Origin of the sequence: Pseudodesulfovibrio profundus, from assembly GCF_900217235.1 — a bacterium.
Lineage (GTDB): Bacteria > Desulfobacterota > Desulfovibrionia > Desulfovibrionales > Desulfovibrionaceae > Pseudodesulfovibrio > Pseudodesulfovibrio profundus.
In genome coordinates this window covers 567,570-583,150 of record NZ_LT907975.1, presented here as the reverse complement: position 1 = coordinate 583,150, position 15,581 = coordinate 567,570, and the positions used below count along the sequence as shown (strand labels likewise).

The window sequence follows — 15,581 nt, the reverse complement described above, 5'->3', positions numbered from 1 at the left end:
GTTATTTTCTCAGCCGGGCCAGAACGGCCTTGCCGCAGGCGTCGAGGTAAGGGTATTCACCGGTCTCGGTGATCTCGGAAAAGACCCCGTCGTAAGGAGAGCGGGACAGCCGGTGGTATTCGAGAAAATCCACCGGAAGCGAGGTGGCCCCGGCCTCGACCAGACGGTTGACCACCCAGGCGGCTTCGTCTTTGCGGTCGGCAAGCCCGCTCGGCCCCCGGTCGAGGTAGTACATCTCCACATCCAGACCGGGACCCGGCCCCTGAACCCAGACGCCCACGGGCAAGTATTCCGGCACGGTGGCTTGCCGGTCTGCGATTATCGAGTCGAGCATATAGCGCAGCTTCATGACCAGTCCTCCGCGATCCGGAGATGCTCGGCCAGAAGCTGGGCATCAATTCGGCGGAATCTCTCGGCGTTTTTCCGGCGGTAGGCGATCCAGCGTTGCCAGTCCGCCGCGAGTTCGGGCTCCGACACCGGCTCGATCATTTCGACATGGTGAATGCGGCCCAGGTCGTCGGTCAGCTCGACAATCAGCCAGCCTTCGTCCTCCTTGCCGTCATGTTCGGCCGTCAGGGTGTCTTCCACCCGGACATCCACCACCTTGACGGTGTGGGCGTGCTGGAAGCCCTCGTCGTAACCGAGTGCCTTCCACAACAGCCAGAAATCGGTGCGCAGATGGTTTCCAGCGGTGTCGAAATGGGGAGTGATCCGGGTGACGGTGAAGCTGTCCACCAGGGCGTCCAGAAAGAGATCCCCGGATTCTCTGACGGTCATGCGACTGCCCCGGTTGTTGAACCAGTGCAGCGCTTCCTGCAGCCGTCTTTTCTCCTGTTCGATAAAGTCCTTCATGGTCATTGTTTGCGTTTGCTCCAGCTTTGCGGGGTATGGACGATGTCCTCCACCTTGCGCCCGTCGGGCAGTTTCTTGATGCCGCGCCGGGTGAAACTCTGGATGATCTCCCGACGTTCGTTGTCGCTTCTGGCCACGATGAACTCGATGTTGTCCAGCAGCGTCACCGAGTATTTGAAGATGGTCTCGTTGCCATGGCGCTGCGAGAATCGCTTCCAGTCGTCGATGCTGGCCCCCCGGTTGCGCTGCACGTAGTCGTCGATCACCTTGCCGTAGGCGTCGTGGTCATAGCTGATGGCGTCCATGCGCCGCAGCATCTGTTTCTTGAAGTAGAGGGCCGGTGAGGCGTCGCTGGCCGGTTGCTTCTTGATTCGGGTGAAGAAATAGCTCGCGCCGCCGGTCTGCATGTCGGCCACCGGGGACATTCCGCCCGGAGCCACGCCCATGCGCATCTTCTCGACCGTGCTGACCATGGCTCCGTTGTTCTCCATGATCAAGTCGATGAAGCCGGACATGCTCTCGCCGTTGGTCAGATCGTGGACCAGCGAATAGCCCTTCATCTGTTTTTCCAGCTCCTCATCGGTGATGTCGAACCGGAACTGGTGCCGGTATCCGCCCTTGGCGTCGCGGTCCAGAAAACCCGCCTGGTATTCGCCCAGCGGGTTGTATCCGGAAAGCTGGGTGATGTCCTGAACTCCCAGTTCCTTTTGCCAATAGCCGCGCAGAGCCTGGACCCGCTCGGTGGTGGTGGCATTGCGGTCGTCGAGGGATTTCTGCAGTCGTTTGTAGTCGGCGCTCTTGTCGGTCTTGCGGATGTAGGCGAGCTTTTCGAGATACATCTGCTCGGCGTTTTCCGCCGTGGCCACCCGGGTATCGATCCCAAGCTGTTCGAGCTTTTCCAGCATCGCCTCGACCCGTCCAGGGGTGGCGTCGCCGTCCAGGATCATTTCCAGCTCGCCGCGCTGGGCATAGAGGTTGGTGTCGGACCAGGGGCGATAGCGGACCCGGGTGCCGTCCTCAAAGGTCACGGTGTACTGGTGCCCGTCCTGCATGCGGGAGTTGTGATTGAACAGCGTCCGGTTGTCGATGTCGTCGGCCTCGACGGTGATGGTGCCGGACCCGATCCTGCGCTTGGTATGGGTCACCTTGCCACGTTCCACCTTGAACGGCGGTTTCTCCTTGGGTTTCTGCGCGTCGAGCTTGGGCAAGTACTGATCGAATACGCCGTTGGTGGCCCGGTCCCAGTCGACGGACTCTTCGATCTCCTTGACCCATTTCAGATAGTGGTCCGCCATCTCCTTGACCTTGGGGTCGGCGCTCTTTTGCAGGGTCTCCAGTTTCTTGCGCAGGCGCAGGGCCTTGTCGATCTTGGTCCGGTTGTACTTGCCGTCGCCCACGTGGAAGTTGACGTTTTTGACGGCGTCCAGAATCGTCGGAAAGAAGCTGTCTTCGACCAGCGGTTGTCCCTTTTCCCCGGCCGCCGTCTGCACATACCTGCGCAGCACCTCGTCGATGCGGCGGTCGGTGTCCGGCCGGATCTTCATCTTGACCACGGTGCGCTTCTCCCCCTTGAAGCTCTCGGTGAAGATCAGCGCGTTCTGGTCCTCCACGTCGCCGCTGTCGAAGGGCAGCGTCTTGCCCTGCCAGCCGAGTTTGCGGGCCTCCTCGACCAGGGTCTCTTCGGCGGAGGAGAGCAACTTTTTCTTCCCGGTGGCGGCGCTCAGCTTGTCGAAACGGAAGCCCCGATCCCCCAGCACATCGGCGTAATAGCCTTCGAAGTCCCGCCTGAGATTGTGTTTCCGCTCCAAGGCCAGATCATAGAAATGCCGCAGCCCGGCCGGGTCCTTGGAAAACCGTCCCTCGGCGTAGGGCCGCAGCAGATCGAGGTAATCCTCGTCGGCGATCTTTTCGACTTCCTGGATGTAGCGAAAGGTCGCGTTCGGATCGACCCGTACCTTCCCTTCCTTGGCCGCCCGGAAGACCTTGTTGTAAAACGGCTCTTCCTCGCCGCAGACACCGTTGGGGTGATAGTCGAGCGAGAGCTTGTCCTGCCCCAGAAACTTGAATGCCTGGCCTTTGTCGATGCCGTAGACGCGACCGTCCCGGGCGCGGATGAACTGCTTGGAATGTCCGTCGTGGTTAGCGATCAGCCAGTCGACCACATGCTCGCGCTGGATCTGCTCCAGTTCGATGGTGGTCAGATCCTGTGGCAGGATGTTACGAAAATCGAAGTCGTCCCGCAGATCGGTACGCCATTTCTGGATGGAGCCGGTGCGGCCGTTCAATTGGATGGTGCGCACCTCGATGGAATGGGGGTCGATCAGGCGGCCAATCTTGTAGGCGGCTTCCTCTCCGAAGGCGATGAACTCATCATCCTTGCGGCCAATGGGCTTGAACAGCCATTTGTCGCCGTTTTCGTCGGTCCAGAACTCCTTTTCGTGTGCGCCGCCGACAGCGGCCTTGCCGGATTTCTTGAACTTCGAAGGCAAACCCTTCTGCTGCCATGCGTTATCGTCGGTGGCGAACTCCGCGCCTTTCTTGACGATCTTGGGCTCGGGCGGCTTGACCGGACTCGGTTGTGGAGCCGGTTTCGGCGGCTCTTTCTTCGTCGTGGCGGGCTTGGCAGAAGCGGTTTTCTTCTTGCCGCCATGTTTTTCGGCCCAGGCTGCGTGCTTGGTGTCGATGCTGGCCTGAACCGCCTTGATTTTCGCGGGATCGGTCTCGGTGAAGAGCGTGGTCAGCTCGTCTTTGTTGGCCCACTGCCAATATTGAACCTTGGTCTCCTTGGCGAGGGTCTTGAGCTCCGTCGATTTCAGCTTGCCGACCTGGTCCTGGAAGAGCTGTTTCTTGAGGGCGATTTCCTTGCTGTGGGCCGCCAGCAGATCCTGGGGTAGATCGGTGCCGCCGGAAACCGCCTGTTCCGCCTTGGCAATCGCGTCGAGGAAATCCTTGTAGCCGGTCGGCGTGTCGGGAACGACCACGGCCTTGGCGGCGTCTTCGAGGGCCGTTTTCTGTTTCAGGATCAACTTCTGCTTGGCCTCGTCGACCGCCTTTTTCTTGACCGACTCAGCCATGTCAGTACCGGCCTTCTTCTGCAGCGCCTCGACGAGCTGCTGTTTGTTCTTGAGAATGCCGATACCGTGCTTCTGTTTGGCCGCCGCGAGTTCCTTGCCCATCAGGCCGTTGTGATCCACGCCGGGCTCCAGCTTGTCGAGCAGCTCGATGGTCTCCTGTTTGGTCATATTGAGGGAGATGCCGTTCTCCTTCGCCATCTCATTGAGCTGCTGGGCGGTCATGCCCTCCAGCCCCTCGGCGGGAGGGATCTTTGCCATCTGGGCGGCGAGCAGCTTGGCCTGTTTGAGTTCCGTCTGCTTCAGCCCGAGCAAATCGACCAGTTCTTCCTTGGTCCGCAGCAGGCCGATCTTGTGTTCCTTGAGCTTGGCGCTGAGTGCCGCTCCGGCCAGGTCACCGTGATCGATCCCGGGTTCGGCCAGATCGAGCAGCTTGATGAAATCGGCCTTGGTCCGGGCGATGGCCACGCCGTTCTGTTTCGCCAGGGTCTGGAGCTGTTTGACCGTCAGCGAGCCGAGGTCGGCGATGTCGCCGTTTTCAAAGGCGCTCTTGAGCTTGGCGTTCTCCTTGGCCTGGGCGTCGGCCATGCCTTCCAGCACGTGGGGCGGGAGAATGCAGGCGTCCCCCTGCGATGCCTGGGTGGCGGCCTTGGCGACCATCTCGCTGCCGCAGACGGTCATCGGCCAGGCCACGATATTTGTGCAGCGGCAGTGCGGATGCGCGGGTTGCTGGGGGAACTTGTCGATGGGAAAAGTCTTGCCGTCCAGGCCGCCGCAGACCGGGCACATGCGCTCGTCCTCCATGGCCAGCCATTCCAGTTTCTGGATGCCGACCCGCTCGTGGAACTTGAGCCTGCCCATGTTGTGGGCGCGGAGGACCTCGGTGCGGGCGATCATCTCCATGCGGTACTGGGCCTTGCTGAACACCCGGCTTCCGGCCTGGCGAAAGGAATCCTTGTCGACGATTACCTTCCCCATGTCCCGGACGATGTCGTCGGCTCCCTTGCCCGTGGCGATGCCGTTCAGGATGGTGCGCTTGATCCCGCCTGCGAGTTCGCGATGAACGTCACCGGCGAGTGTGAGGTTGTACTGCGCCATGAAGTCGAGGGCATTGGTGTCGACGATGGTGAACACCTTGGTGGCCAGCTTATCGATGCCTTCGGGCTTGAGGTCGGCGTAGAACGGCAGCGCGGCGTCGGCGAGCTCTCCGATTCCCTGCTGGATGCCGAGCTTGAAGGAGTCCTTGGTCGTCTTGCGAAAGACCAGGGTCTGCTCCCGCTTGAGCCGCTTCATGGTGTCGTCGAGTTCGAGCTGGAGCTTTTCCAGCCCCTTGAGCGCGGCGAGCTTGTTGTCCGGCAGGGAGCCGAGGGAGCGGTACTGAAGGATGGCGCGGGCGACCTCGTCTTCGGCCTGTTTCAGCGCCTGGGTGAGTTGGGCCGTGACCTGGTCGTTGTAGCGGTTGCGGGCCGTCAGGCTTTTCAGTGTGGCCGCCTGGATGCGCTGCTTGAGGTCCGATGGCATCAGCGGGGCTCCCGGCGGTCGATGAAGCGACAGGCCGGGGCGTCGAAGGTGCGCTCGCTGTTGTGGACCCGGCAGTGGTTGGTGTCAGCAATGAAGTGGCTGCACTCGTCGCACACGGCCGCATCGCCGGTGGACTCCAGGTCGCCCGACCAGACCAATGCCGCCTCCGCCGTGGGTTCATCGTCTTCGGCCGGAATTCCGAGCATCTTCCGGGCGCGAGGCACGCTGAGGATGCCGGAGACGACCATATCCACCACCGGCTTCACCTGTTTCTCGTCCATCAGGTCGATCTGCTTGCGTTCGGTCTCGCGGTTGGCAGCCTCGATGTCCGGGTCCAGGTCCATCTTGAGCTGAAGGCTGGAGCGGCTGATGAGTTTGCGGTCGTAGAGTTCGATGAGAAGCTTCTTGAAATCGACCGCGTCGCTGGGGTCGAGGTCGTTGAAGATAAACTGGATGCTCTTGTCGCCGTGGCCGTTCAGCTCCATCCAGTCGTCGAACACCCAGTCGAGGAGCTTGCGTGCGGCCTGTTTGATCTCGCGGATCATGACCATCATCTTCTGCATGCTCACCGAGGCGGTGGCGAAATTCGGGCCGTCGCCGGTCACCAGCGAGCGTGACAGACCCAGGGCCACCACGATGTCTTCCTTCACCTCCTTGACCTTGTCCTCGACGTTGAGGACCTGACCATCGGTGCCGTGGGTTTCGACATTGACGTAGAACGGGACCACCAGGCCGCTTTTCATGTCCATCTTGTTGACCATGTCGCGGACCTGTTCGAGCATCCGCTGGTCCGGCATCACCATCTTCTGGCCGAACGCGCCGCCCACCTTGAGCAGGCGGAACGGCGTGGCCCAGCGCTTGGCGATGGCCTGTTCGGCTCGGCGGTAGTCGCGCAACAGTTCGATGGCTTGAAAGGCGGGAAGCACGAGGGAGTTGCCCCGGGGCGAGAAGGCTGGAGCATCCCATTTGAGGTGGACCACCTGTTCGACGGGCAGCGGGATAGATTCCCCGCCGCCGGGGGTGTCCTCGGGAAATTGCCGGGCCTCGATCAGCTCGCCCTGGGCGTATTTGACCTTGACCGAGACCGGGTTGACGCAGACCAGTTCCTCGATGTCCTGGCCGGACTTGGTGAAGCGCTTGAAGCCGATGGCGTCACCTTTCACCAGGAGCTGAAGAACCATGTCCTTGATGAATTGCGTGACGTTCAACCGCCAGGCGGCCTCCAGAGCCTGCTCCTTGAGGTTCTCGTCATCGCTGGTGATCTTGATCTCGTCGCCCACGGCGAAGGTGCGCCAGGAGTTGACGCAGTTCTTCACCAGCGGCTCCTCGACGTAGTATTCCCAGGCCTTACGGGCGCGTTCTTCCCAGGTGGCAGGAATCGCTTCGGCGGCGTTCACCTTGGCGAAGGCGGCCGAGTCGAGCGCTGCCGCTGCGGCCAGCGGCGCGATGACAAAGCCGGTGGTGTCCAGGCTTTCTGGTTGTTCGTCCTGATGGGCGGTGCTTTCCACGTGATCCTCTCGGTAGTTTCTGCCATGACAGCCGCACATCCGGCCCGTGTGGGCCGAACCCGGCTCGATGCCGGTTACTTACCGGAGCGGGGTGGAAAGCGTCGGAGGATGCGATCAGATGAAGACCGGATTGGTGAGCACGGGTTTGAGCGAAACCACCTCTTCGCCGACCGGGTCGAGATTACCTTCTTCCCGGATCAGCATGGCGCAGCGCACCGCGTCGATGATGTGGTCGTTGCCCTTGGAATAGATGATCTTGCCGTCCCGCAGGGTGTAGGTGTGGGTGGTGAACTGGTCTTCCACCTCCAGGTCGTCCGAGGGGAAAATGACCTGCTTACGCTGTAGGGCTCCGTTGATGAGGCTGGTCATCAGCTCCTTGGTTCGCTTCTTGATTTCCTTGCCGTCCCGCACCGCCAGCCGGGTCATGCCGCCGAAGTCGTATCCCTTGAGCCTGCCTTCCAGCTCCAGCCCTTTGTACTTGTCCAGGGTGAGCAGCTCCTGAACCACGGCCAGACCGTTTCCGCCGTTGTCCACGCCGATGCCCGCCGGGGTGTAGTAACGCTCCAGCAGCGCGATGATCTGGGCGATGTGCGGATAGGAAACGTGTTCAAGATGCACGCGCAGGATCATCTTCAGCAGCGTCCGCTCGCCGATCTCCGTCTCCTGGAATACGACGATCTCGGTGGGGTCGTTGGTGTAGCCCAGGTCGCCGCCAACCCAGAACTGCCCGCTGCGGGGCGTGAGGTTGAGCAGCATCTCCAGCCGGTCGTGGGCCGCTTCCTCAGTGTCGCAATCGCGCAGCTCGGAATCGGTGATGACGATCTTCTGATACTCCAGCAGATCCTGCCTACAGAGGTTGAACTGTTCGACATTGAAGGCCCCATAGGAGGGCTTGCCGTGTTCACCGGCCACCTCGTGCTGCCAGCCGGAACTGTCGCGGCCGCCGTAGAACTCCAGCAGTTCGGCCTCGCGATCTTCGGTCCACAGGGGATTGAGCCAAGACGGCCAGCGGAACACATGGAACTGCTCCGACGAGGTGAGCCGGTAATAGGTGGTGTCGCGCAGGCCGTTGGGCGTGGAGTAGATGCGTAGCGTCCCCCCGGCCTTGAGGCACTGGCGCAGCGCCTTCCAGGCCCGTTCGGTCAGCCAGGCTCCTTCATCGACCCAGACACGGCCAACATGCAGGGACCGAAAGGCGTCACCATAGGCCCCGGCCGGGCGGAAATAGAGCACCGAACCGTTGGTGAACTCCAGCCGGAAATAGGGTTTGCGGTGGATCTTTGGCTTGCCGTACTTGGTCAGAGCGATGCTGTTCATCAGATCCGGGTTGCTGTCGAGCTGGAACTCGATCTCCTCGATGATGGTGTCGAGGTGCCCCTGGTGCGGAGCCGCGATGAGGCCCTGACCGCCCCGGGTGGTGAAAGCGTAATGGAGCGCGTCGGTCGAGAGCACGATGGACTTACCCACGTCCCGTCCGTCGAGGTGGATGATGTTCTTGGCCGGGCAGCGCAGGTCCTCCACCTGATGCGGCCAGTAGTCGCGGCCTGAGCCATCCCGGTTGTAGAGGTAGGCTTGCCCCCACAACACGGGATCGCTCAGGGTCGCCGCAAGTTTGCGCTCCTTGTCGGTTACCGCCATCAGTGCATTCCCGTCCTCAAGGCGCTGCCGAGGATGGTGCCCACCAGTTCCGTCAGGATCTGCTGCACGGCCAGGGTGTTCTTCCGGTCGTGGACAGCCTCCTGAATGTCGATGATGGCCTGGTCCAACTCCGCCCAGGCCCGGTACTGCTGCTGAGCCGCTTCCAGACGGCCGAGGGCATTCTCGATCCGTCCCGCCGCCAGTTCGGTGCCGATTTCGACCAGCGCCTCACCGGCCTGGCGGACGGCATCGCTGTTTTCCTGAAGGATCTCTTTCATTGGCCTGACTCCTGGTTCGAGCCATTGGCCCACTGGTCAAGGGCGTCCACGGCGGACTGCAGGCGCAGGCCGACACCGGTCAGGCGCTCGGCGTCCGGGTGACCGACCTCGCGCAGCGCCTTGTTGGCCTCGGTCACATACTCGGGTGTGTGGCGGTTGACGGTGGCCACCGCCGACTGGATCTGGGCCGGAGGCCGGTAGGTGGCGCAGCCGGTCATGATCCCGGCCAGGGCCAGCGGGATGGTCCATTCGAGGGTCTTCTTCAACATGTTGATCTCCTTTGGTTATGGGTTTGGGGAACATGCAGAAAGATCTCTGCAAACACTTGATTTCCAACGAAATAGAAGCGTCATTGGATGTGACGCGGGATGGTCCCGCATCCACGAAAACCGGAACCGGAGGCAGGCCATGACCTACGACAGAAACCGCCAGCAGGCACTCAAGGCGTACCGAGAAAAGCAGGAGAACATCGCCCGGCTGATCGAGGGCATTCGCGGCAAGCTCGAAGCGGACGCGAAGCAGCCGGACATCACCTGGGCGAGCGTCGGCTCCCTCGGCCACGTCGAAGAACTGCTGCGGGAGCTGGACGAGTTCCTGTCCTGAACACACCGGGCCACCGACAAAGGAGACATCGACATGACCGAATGCACCGTGCATCAAGCCGCCGAGGCTTTCATCGGCCACCTGCGGGAATCCGGAAAGAAAGAGCGGACCCTCTACACCTACCGGAAGGACCTCGACGTGGTTGAGTCCTTCTTCGGCGCGGATCGCCAGCTCGCCGAGATCCGGCTTCCCCAGGTCGGAAAGTTCTACAAGTCCGACCTGCTGCTCAAACTCCCCGACGGCAAGGAGCGGGCTGAGCGCACCATTGCCAAGACCGTCCGGGTGTTCCGCATGATGATGGTCTGGGCCAGGGAGTCGGGGCGAATCGAGGAGCTGCCGCTGCCCAAGAGCACGCCCATGGGCCACAGCCGGGTGAAGGAGTCCAGCGATGAGCAACCGAACGGCTGACCTCGATCTGACGGGCGCAACGGAGGCGTTCTGTGCCCGCCTGTCGGCGGAAGGCCGCTCCCCTGCGACCATAGCCGCATACCGCCGGGACCTCGCCCTGGTGGCCCGCGTGGCCGGGGCGTTGGCCCCGGGCATCGTCTGCCGGGCGGTCACGGCTGGGCTCATTGACCAGGTGCTTTCCGCCGGGGCGGTCACTGAGAGTGAGCGAGGCCCACGCTCGGCGGCCTCGCTCCATCGGATGAAGGCGGCGGTGCGGGCCTTTTTCGCCTGGGCCGCCGAGACGGGCGTGGTCGGTGACAACCCGGCCCGGTCCATCCGCATGCATCGGCTGCCGAGAAAGCTGCCGGTCTTCCTGACTACCGCCGAAAAGAAACGTCTGCTCAAGGAGCTCAAGGGGCGGACCGATTTCTCCACTCTGCGCGACCGCGCCATGATCGAGGTGCTGCTGGGCACCGGGATCAGGCTTGGAGAGCTGGCCGCGCTCGACATGGATGACATCGACCTCGACGCCAAACATCTGCGGGTGCGGGCCAAGGGGAATGTGCCGCAGGTCAAGTTCATCAAGACCGACCTCCGCACATTGCTTCGCCGTTACCTGGCGGAGCGCCGTCGACACGGCCGCCCGGAAATGGAAGCCCTGTTCCTGTCGAACCGGGACGGCAGACTCTGCCAGCGGCAGATTGCAAACCGGCTCGCCCACTGGCTGCGGAAGGCCGGGATCGAAAAGGAATTGACGCCGCACGGGCTGCGGCACACCTTCACCACCCACCTCTACGGCGCGACCAACGACCTGCTCGTGGTGCAGCGGGCCTTGGGGCATCGCGACGTGTCCACCACCCAGATCTATACCCACCTCGTGGACGGCCAGCTCGAGGAAGCCCTCGAACGCCTCTGATCCTTCCGGACCCGACGATGGGAGCGGCCTCGGCTGCTCCTGTTTTCGTCGGCCGAGACAGTGTCGAAGACAGTGAATGACAGTGCCCGCAGAAGAACACATCTGCCGATGATGAATGATCATGACGATGGTTCTCAGCCTCCCTGGCAGAGCGGGAAATATCGATTGACCGGAATTTCTCCTTTTCTGTTTGTCGGCCGCACATGGCTATAACTGCTTGGCTTATGCGCTCCGGGCGCGGAACACACATGGCAATATCTGCTTGGCTTATGCGATGGCCGCTGGCGAAGGAATGGCTGTTTGCGGGGCTTGGCCGGTTCTGCCTGGGGCTCGACATGCCCATATTTACTTGGGTTGTGTGAGAGAGCCCCGGCGTGAACATGCCAATATCTACTTGGGTTATGCGGCTCGGCTTATGCGCACACATGCCAAGCGGATATCGAGAGCTGCAGGAAGAAATCGAGGAGTGGTAATGATGATCGACCGCCGGAGAATGCCGATTCCGAAAGTGCAAGGAACACGTCTTATCCGCAATTCCTGGTGAAGCTGTCTGCCGCAAGTCGCCGTGAGCCGGGGTCATCGGAAAAGCCCTCCATGGTGTTATCCGCAATTCTTTCCGCGTTTCTTGCGGCCGGAGGGTTTCGCGCCCGGTGCGTTGGCGGCCTCGGCCACCTTCTCGAGCAGCGCCGCCGCCCATTCCGCCGGAGAGGTCTGCGGGCCTTTCGGCTCCTCACCCTCGCGGGCAATCTTGGTGGTCTTGAGATCCTTCATGTGGCAGCGGATCATCCGGTCGAGCTTTTCGGCGGCGTCCGTGTTCCCCTCGATCTGGGCGCGGACCAGCTTCACCGAGTAGACGCCCACCAGCTCCACCTGCAGGAAGTCACTGGACTTGTTGAACTCGAAATCCTGGTTGAGGCGGTCGATGATCGCGTCGAACATGTCCTTCTCTTCCGGGGTCAGGCAGCGGTCGGCGAAGATGCCGTGACGCAGCCGGTTCTGGTTGCCCTCGGGCGCACCAGGCCCGCGCCAGGGCGGTTCGGTCTTGCCCTCGTTGCGGTGCCAGCGGTCCAGCGTCTCTTTGTCCGGTTTGTTCAGTGCCACGTGGAAATCCTGCCGAATATTGTTTTCCCAAGCCGGGATACGGGGCGGGAGGCCGATTTAGCCTCCAAACGCGCTCCCGCCGGTTCAGGGGTTACTTACCGGAAGCGGCGCTAAACTGTCGGTCCCGATCCTGTTTTCGTTCGGCGGCGATGATCTGATTGACCCGGCGGGTGGTCACACCGGCGAGGTTGGAGATCTCCTGGCTGCTGATCCCCTGCAGATGAAGGGCAAGCACCAGGTCGCGACGTTCCTGGTAAAACCGGCTCGGTGCCGGGACCCAGAGAATTCCGGTGTAGTGCTTCTGGATCTGCTCGAAGAGTTCCTCGGGCAGGACATCCTTGGCGTTGGCGTAGCGTTTCTTTTTCTTCACGGCTCAATCCTCCACTTTCTTCATCCACGGCTGCGGCACCTCCGGGTTGTAGAACCGCAGCGTGCTGGGACGCCCGGACTTCTGCCCATGGATAATTTCGATAGAACGCTCGGTGACCTCGCCAATCTCCTGATCGCCATCAACGAAACAGACCAGGCCGTAGTCCTCGCCGCAGGGAAACCGGAAGCGGCCCTGGTTCTGATAGAGGCGTGCCTCGGACCAACCCTTGGCCTTGGCCTCCTCACGGATGGCGTCTACCTTGGCGACAGCCTGGGAAGTCACCGGCTGCTTACATTTCCAAGCTTGGTTCCCGGGATAAATCCAGTCCTTTCTGGGAACTTCGGCGGGTTTCTTCTGGGGATCGGGACGAAGCGCGGGTGGCTGGTAGTTCTTCGGGGAAAAGGACTGCAGGACCTCCTGGAGGCTTTCCTTGCCGAACTCCCGGATGGCCAGCTCCTGCATGGCGTTGAATCGCTGCCGCAGCGTGTTCCAGGCATCCTCGGGGAGCTTTCCGGCCTTGTGCGCGGCTTGGGCCGTGACCATGCGGGAACGTAGCCAGGCAAAGTATTCAGGCGACAGACAGCGACACAGCGTGCCGTTGATCTCCCTGTCTTCAGGCCAGTCGCGGGCGTCTTCGATCTTGTGAACGTCGAGCCCGGTGGAGACATAGATGGCGGGCTGCGGTGGTTGCGGTGGTAATGATGGGGTTTCACATCCTGCCGAGGCTTCCCGCCCTCCTGCGGTGTGCTTGATCATGGTTTTCAGAAGGCTCATGGTTTCAGGCTCCAGAAATGCGGGTTAATCGCTTTTCCCGTTACTTACCGGAGCCCAAAGCCAGATGACGGCGGACCGATGCCTTCGCTTGTAATCGTTTTTTGAGCGAGAGGCCGTTTTGTAACTGTTTTTTGAGGTCTCTAAACGCTTTTCGAGAAACTGGCAGGTTCTGCGGTGGATATGTGCGGTGGCTGCGGTGGTCGTGCGGTGGAAGATTTTCTCGTCCCACCGCAGGGGGTAGTTCTTTGTTTGTTATTTGTTTTTAGATAGTTATGAAGAAAGAGAAGAGAGAGTGCGGTGGTTGCGGTGGTATTTGGGGAATGTCTCTCACGCTGGGCCGGAATTTCCCTGGCGTGGGATGTCGGGTTTAGTAGGAAGAAAAAATATTTCAGCCCATAGGGGGTGAGACCTCTGGATTTACCACCGCAACCACCGCAAAGGCCATGAAAGCCTTGTCTGGCAAGGGTTTGGTGTGCGGTGGTCATCCACCGCAAGGGACAGCGGTGATCACCGCACCACCGCAAAAGAAAAGGACGCCCGAGAGCGTCCTGGATGATTGTGGATCGAATTGGTTGAGGTTCAGACCTGGAGAATGTTTTCGACCAGCTTGTAAACCGTGGTGCCGCCAAGGGCTCGTGGCCAGTCGGCACAAGGAGGATTGTCGCGCAGCCTGGCGCGGCGGATGGCTTCATCGATTCGGTCGCGGGTGATCTTGCGTGCGTCGATCCCCTTGTCGTAACCGGGAAGATGCCGCTTCAGCCGGTCGCTGCAATCCCGTGACGATGCGATGCCGGTGCCGTCCTCGAAATGAAGCAGCAGCCAGTATTCGAACTTGGGGTTGCTGAGGGCGAAACCGTAATTGTTGCGTGCCTGAGCCCAGGCATGAAGCTGGTCCAACTGTTCGTCGGTCCACTGATCCTTGTCCACCACGAGCCAGGCTTCGTCGGAGGATCTCAGCTCCTCCTGCCGGAGATGGTCCTCCATCCGTTTCAGTACCTGTGGCGGGGAGCTATCATGGCTACCTTTGAGACAGTTCACCCGGATCACCGATTGCTGGTCATTGAAGATGGCGAAATACTGCGGCTCGGTCTTCACGCCTTCCACCGCGATCACGAACAGTTTGCGGTAGCGACGCTCGCCAAGGGGTCTCTGGAATCTGCGTCTCTTCGGTGGCATCAGTCATCCCCCTCACTTTCTTCGGTGAGGCAGGGATTGGTCAAAGCGCCTCCCAACAGAATCCGGGGAATTCCACCCAGTCGTCCCTGCAGGTAGCTCTTGCGAATGTCCTTGTCGTACCGGACATCCTTGTACTCGCTGAAAGAGAGCAGGTTCGAAGCTCCGGTGGCGTCTCTTTCGGCTACCCACATCTCGTCACGGCGCAGCAGTTGCTGATCCATGAGCAGCACGTCATGGGTGGTCAACAGTAACTGCGTTCTGGTTTCCGTGGAGCAATTGGCGAGGTACGCTTCGAGCAATCTGCGTGTCAGCAGCGTGTGCAGGCTACGGTCGACCTCGTCGATCACGTAGACCTTCTTCGAGACCTGGGCCGACAGCTCAAGAAACGCGGGCAGCAGATCGATCACCCGCTGTGAGCCGTCCGACTCCTGGCGGATCTCGAACTTGGCTTCCGTGCCGTCCGCCTTCGGATGATAGGTCACCAGCTTCTTGGCGATCAATTCACCACCTTTGCGGGTCACCACGAATCGTTCGTTGATCGGCTCGGTCAGCAGACGAACGGTCATGCCTTCCTTGACGTCTTCCTGCAGCTTGGTCTTCAGTGGCTCGGGCAACGGAATGTTCTCGAAAGGGATCTCCTCGCCGCCCAGATGCGCGATGCCGGTGTCGAGTTGCGGCAGCATCTCGTTCATGGTCGAGTAGAGCGGATGCCCCTCGTCGAGGAACTGCTCGAAAGGCTCGAAGCGGGAATCGGGCGCGACCAGCTCGAGCGTGTCCTTGAACCAGTCGTAGACCGGCCGGAAATTGTCGACCTTCTGGGAGACCGAGTTGGTCAGAAAGAGTTGGTTGTCCCGGGTCCCTTTGAAGGCGAACTGGAGGAACTGGTCCTTGGCCAGGGAATCATCGAAGTTGGGCTTTCCGTCCCGACGGTGGTAGAGCACCTTTTCACTGGTGCTGGTTATGACCACCAGCTTCTCTTCCAGAACCGCCTTGCGGGTCACCGCGAAGCTGAACTCGTAAATGATCTCGTCGATCAGCAGCTCGAAGCCAAACCGTGACGGCTGATCGGCCACCTTGGCGTCCAGCCGGAACGGCTCGACAGGAATCAGGCTGTCGGGCTGGGTGCCCTTGACGACCAGCGCCTTGGCGAAACTCAGGGCCTTGAAAAAATTGGTCTTGCCCGACGCGTTGCCGCCATAAATTGCCGCAACCGGAAGAACTCTCGTCTGGTACTTGCCGAGCTTGGGAACCCTGTCTCCATGTTGGCGCTCCCTGCTGGCGACCATCGAAAATGTGACCTGGTTGCGGAAGGACATCCAGTTTTCGAGTGAGAAACTGACTATCATCTTACCGTCTCCTAAAGTGAAATATTCGCTTTATCATGCC

Annotated in this window: 15 protein-coding genes; 3 read left to right on the top strand and 12 right to left on the bottom strand. The window is 61.0% G+C overall.

Features of this window, described 5'->3' with window-relative positions:
- Window position 1 precedes the first annotated feature (1 nt).
- The 7 genes from DPRO_RS02840 to DPRO_RS02810 all read right to left on the bottom strand — a co-directional run bounded on the left by DPRO_RS02840 (window position 2) and on the right by DPRO_RS02810 (window position 9,137).
- Window positions 2–334, bottom strand: a complete 333-nt coding sequence (locus tag DPRO_RS02840; RefSeq protein WP_232005685.1) for a hypothetical protein — start codon at window positions 332–334, stop codon at window positions 2–4.
- An 11-nt stretch (window positions 335–345) separates the two neighbouring features.
- Complete coding sequence (locus DPRO_RS02835) at window positions 346–852, bottom strand: hypothetical protein (protein ID WP_232005684.1); 507 nt, start codon at window positions 850–852, stop codon at window positions 346–348.
- A gap of 2 nt (window positions 853–854) precedes the next feature.
- Window positions 855–5,444 (bottom strand): minor capsid protein, encoded by a 4,590-nt coding sequence (locus DPRO_RS02830; RefSeq protein WP_097010702.1) that lies wholly within the window; start codon window positions 5,442–5,444, stop codon window positions 855–857.
- A complete protein-coding gene (locus tag DPRO_RS02825; RefSeq protein WP_097010701.1) occupies window positions 5,444–6,952 on the bottom strand; it encodes a phage portal protein family protein in 1,509 nt (502 codons plus the stop codon). The genes DPRO_RS02830 and DPRO_RS02825 overlap by 1 nt, the downstream gene beginning before the upstream one ends.
- 114 nt (window positions 6,953–7,066) lie before the next feature.
- On the bottom strand, window positions 7,067–8,590 hold the full coding sequence (locus tag DPRO_RS02820; protein WP_097010700.1) for a terminase large subunit domain-containing protein: 1,524 nt from the start codon (window positions 8,588–8,590) through the stop codon (window positions 7,067–7,069).
- Window positions 8,590–8,868: a hypothetical protein gene (locus tag DPRO_RS02815; RefSeq protein WP_011366961.1), complete on the bottom strand. Its 279-nt coding sequence runs from the start codon at window positions 8,866–8,868 to the stop codon at window positions 8,590–8,592. Before DPRO_RS02815 ends, DPRO_RS02820 begins: the two co-directional genes overlap by 1 nt.
- On the bottom strand, window positions 8,865–9,137 hold the full coding sequence (locus tag DPRO_RS02810; protein ID WP_097010699.1) for a hypothetical protein: 273 nt from the start codon (window positions 9,135–9,137) through the stop codon (window positions 8,865–8,867). The genes DPRO_RS02815 and DPRO_RS02810 overlap by 4 nt, the downstream gene beginning before the upstream one ends.
- A gap of 139 nt (window positions 9,138–9,276) precedes the next feature.
- On the opposite strand from DPRO_RS02810, the gene DPRO_RS02805 reads away from it, so the two are divergent.
- From DPRO_RS02805 to DPRO_RS02795, 3 genes are read left to right on the top strand one after another with little or no spacing between them, the layout of a single operon-like run.
- Window positions 9,277–9,471 (top strand): hypothetical protein, encoded by a 195-nt coding sequence (locus DPRO_RS02805; RefSeq protein ID WP_011366959.1) that lies wholly within the window; start codon window positions 9,277–9,279, stop codon window positions 9,469–9,471.
- Window positions 9,472–9,504: 33 nt separating this feature from the next.
- Entirely contained in the window at window positions 9,505–9,879 is a 375-nt protein-coding gene (locus tag DPRO_RS02800; RefSeq protein WP_097010698.1) for a hypothetical protein, read from the top strand.
- Complete coding sequence (locus tag DPRO_RS02795) at window positions 9,860–10,774, top strand: tyrosine-type recombinase/integrase (RefSeq protein ID WP_097010697.1); 915 nt, start codon at window positions 9,860–9,862, stop codon at window positions 10,772–10,774. Before DPRO_RS02800 ends, DPRO_RS02795 begins: the two co-directional genes overlap by 20 nt.
- Window positions 10,775–11,374: 600 nt before the next feature.
- Here DPRO_RS02795 and DPRO_RS02790 read toward each other — a convergent pair.
- The 5 genes from DPRO_RS02790 to DPRO_RS02770 all read right to left on the bottom strand — a co-directional run bounded on the left by DPRO_RS02790 (window position 11,375) and on the right by DPRO_RS02770 (window position 15,541).
- Window positions 11,375–11,875, bottom strand: a complete 501-nt coding sequence (locus tag DPRO_RS02790; protein WP_097010696.1) for a hypothetical protein — start codon at window positions 11,873–11,875, stop codon at window positions 11,375–11,377.
- Between the two features lie 91 nt (window positions 11,876–11,966).
- Window positions 11,967–12,245, bottom strand: coding sequence for a hypothetical protein (locus DPRO_RS02785; protein WP_097010695.1), 279 nt, complete (start codon window positions 12,243–12,245; stop codon window positions 11,967–11,969).
- A gap of 3 nt (window positions 12,246–12,248) precedes the next feature.
- Entirely contained in the window at window positions 12,249–13,019 is a 771-nt protein-coding gene (locus DPRO_RS02780; protein ID WP_097010694.1) for a hypothetical protein, read from the bottom strand.
- Window positions 13,020–13,598: 579 nt separating this feature from the next.
- Window positions 13,599–14,195, bottom strand: coding sequence for an RloB family protein (locus tag DPRO_RS02775; protein ID WP_097010693.1), 597 nt, complete (start codon window positions 14,193–14,195; stop codon window positions 13,599–13,601).
- Complete coding sequence (locus DPRO_RS02770) at window positions 14,195–15,541, bottom strand: AAA family ATPase (RefSeq protein WP_097010692.1); 1,347 nt, start codon at window positions 15,539–15,541, stop codon at window positions 14,195–14,197. The genes DPRO_RS02775 and DPRO_RS02770 overlap by 1 nt, the downstream gene beginning before the upstream one ends.
- Between the last annotated feature and the right edge of the window lie 40 nt (window positions 15,542–15,581).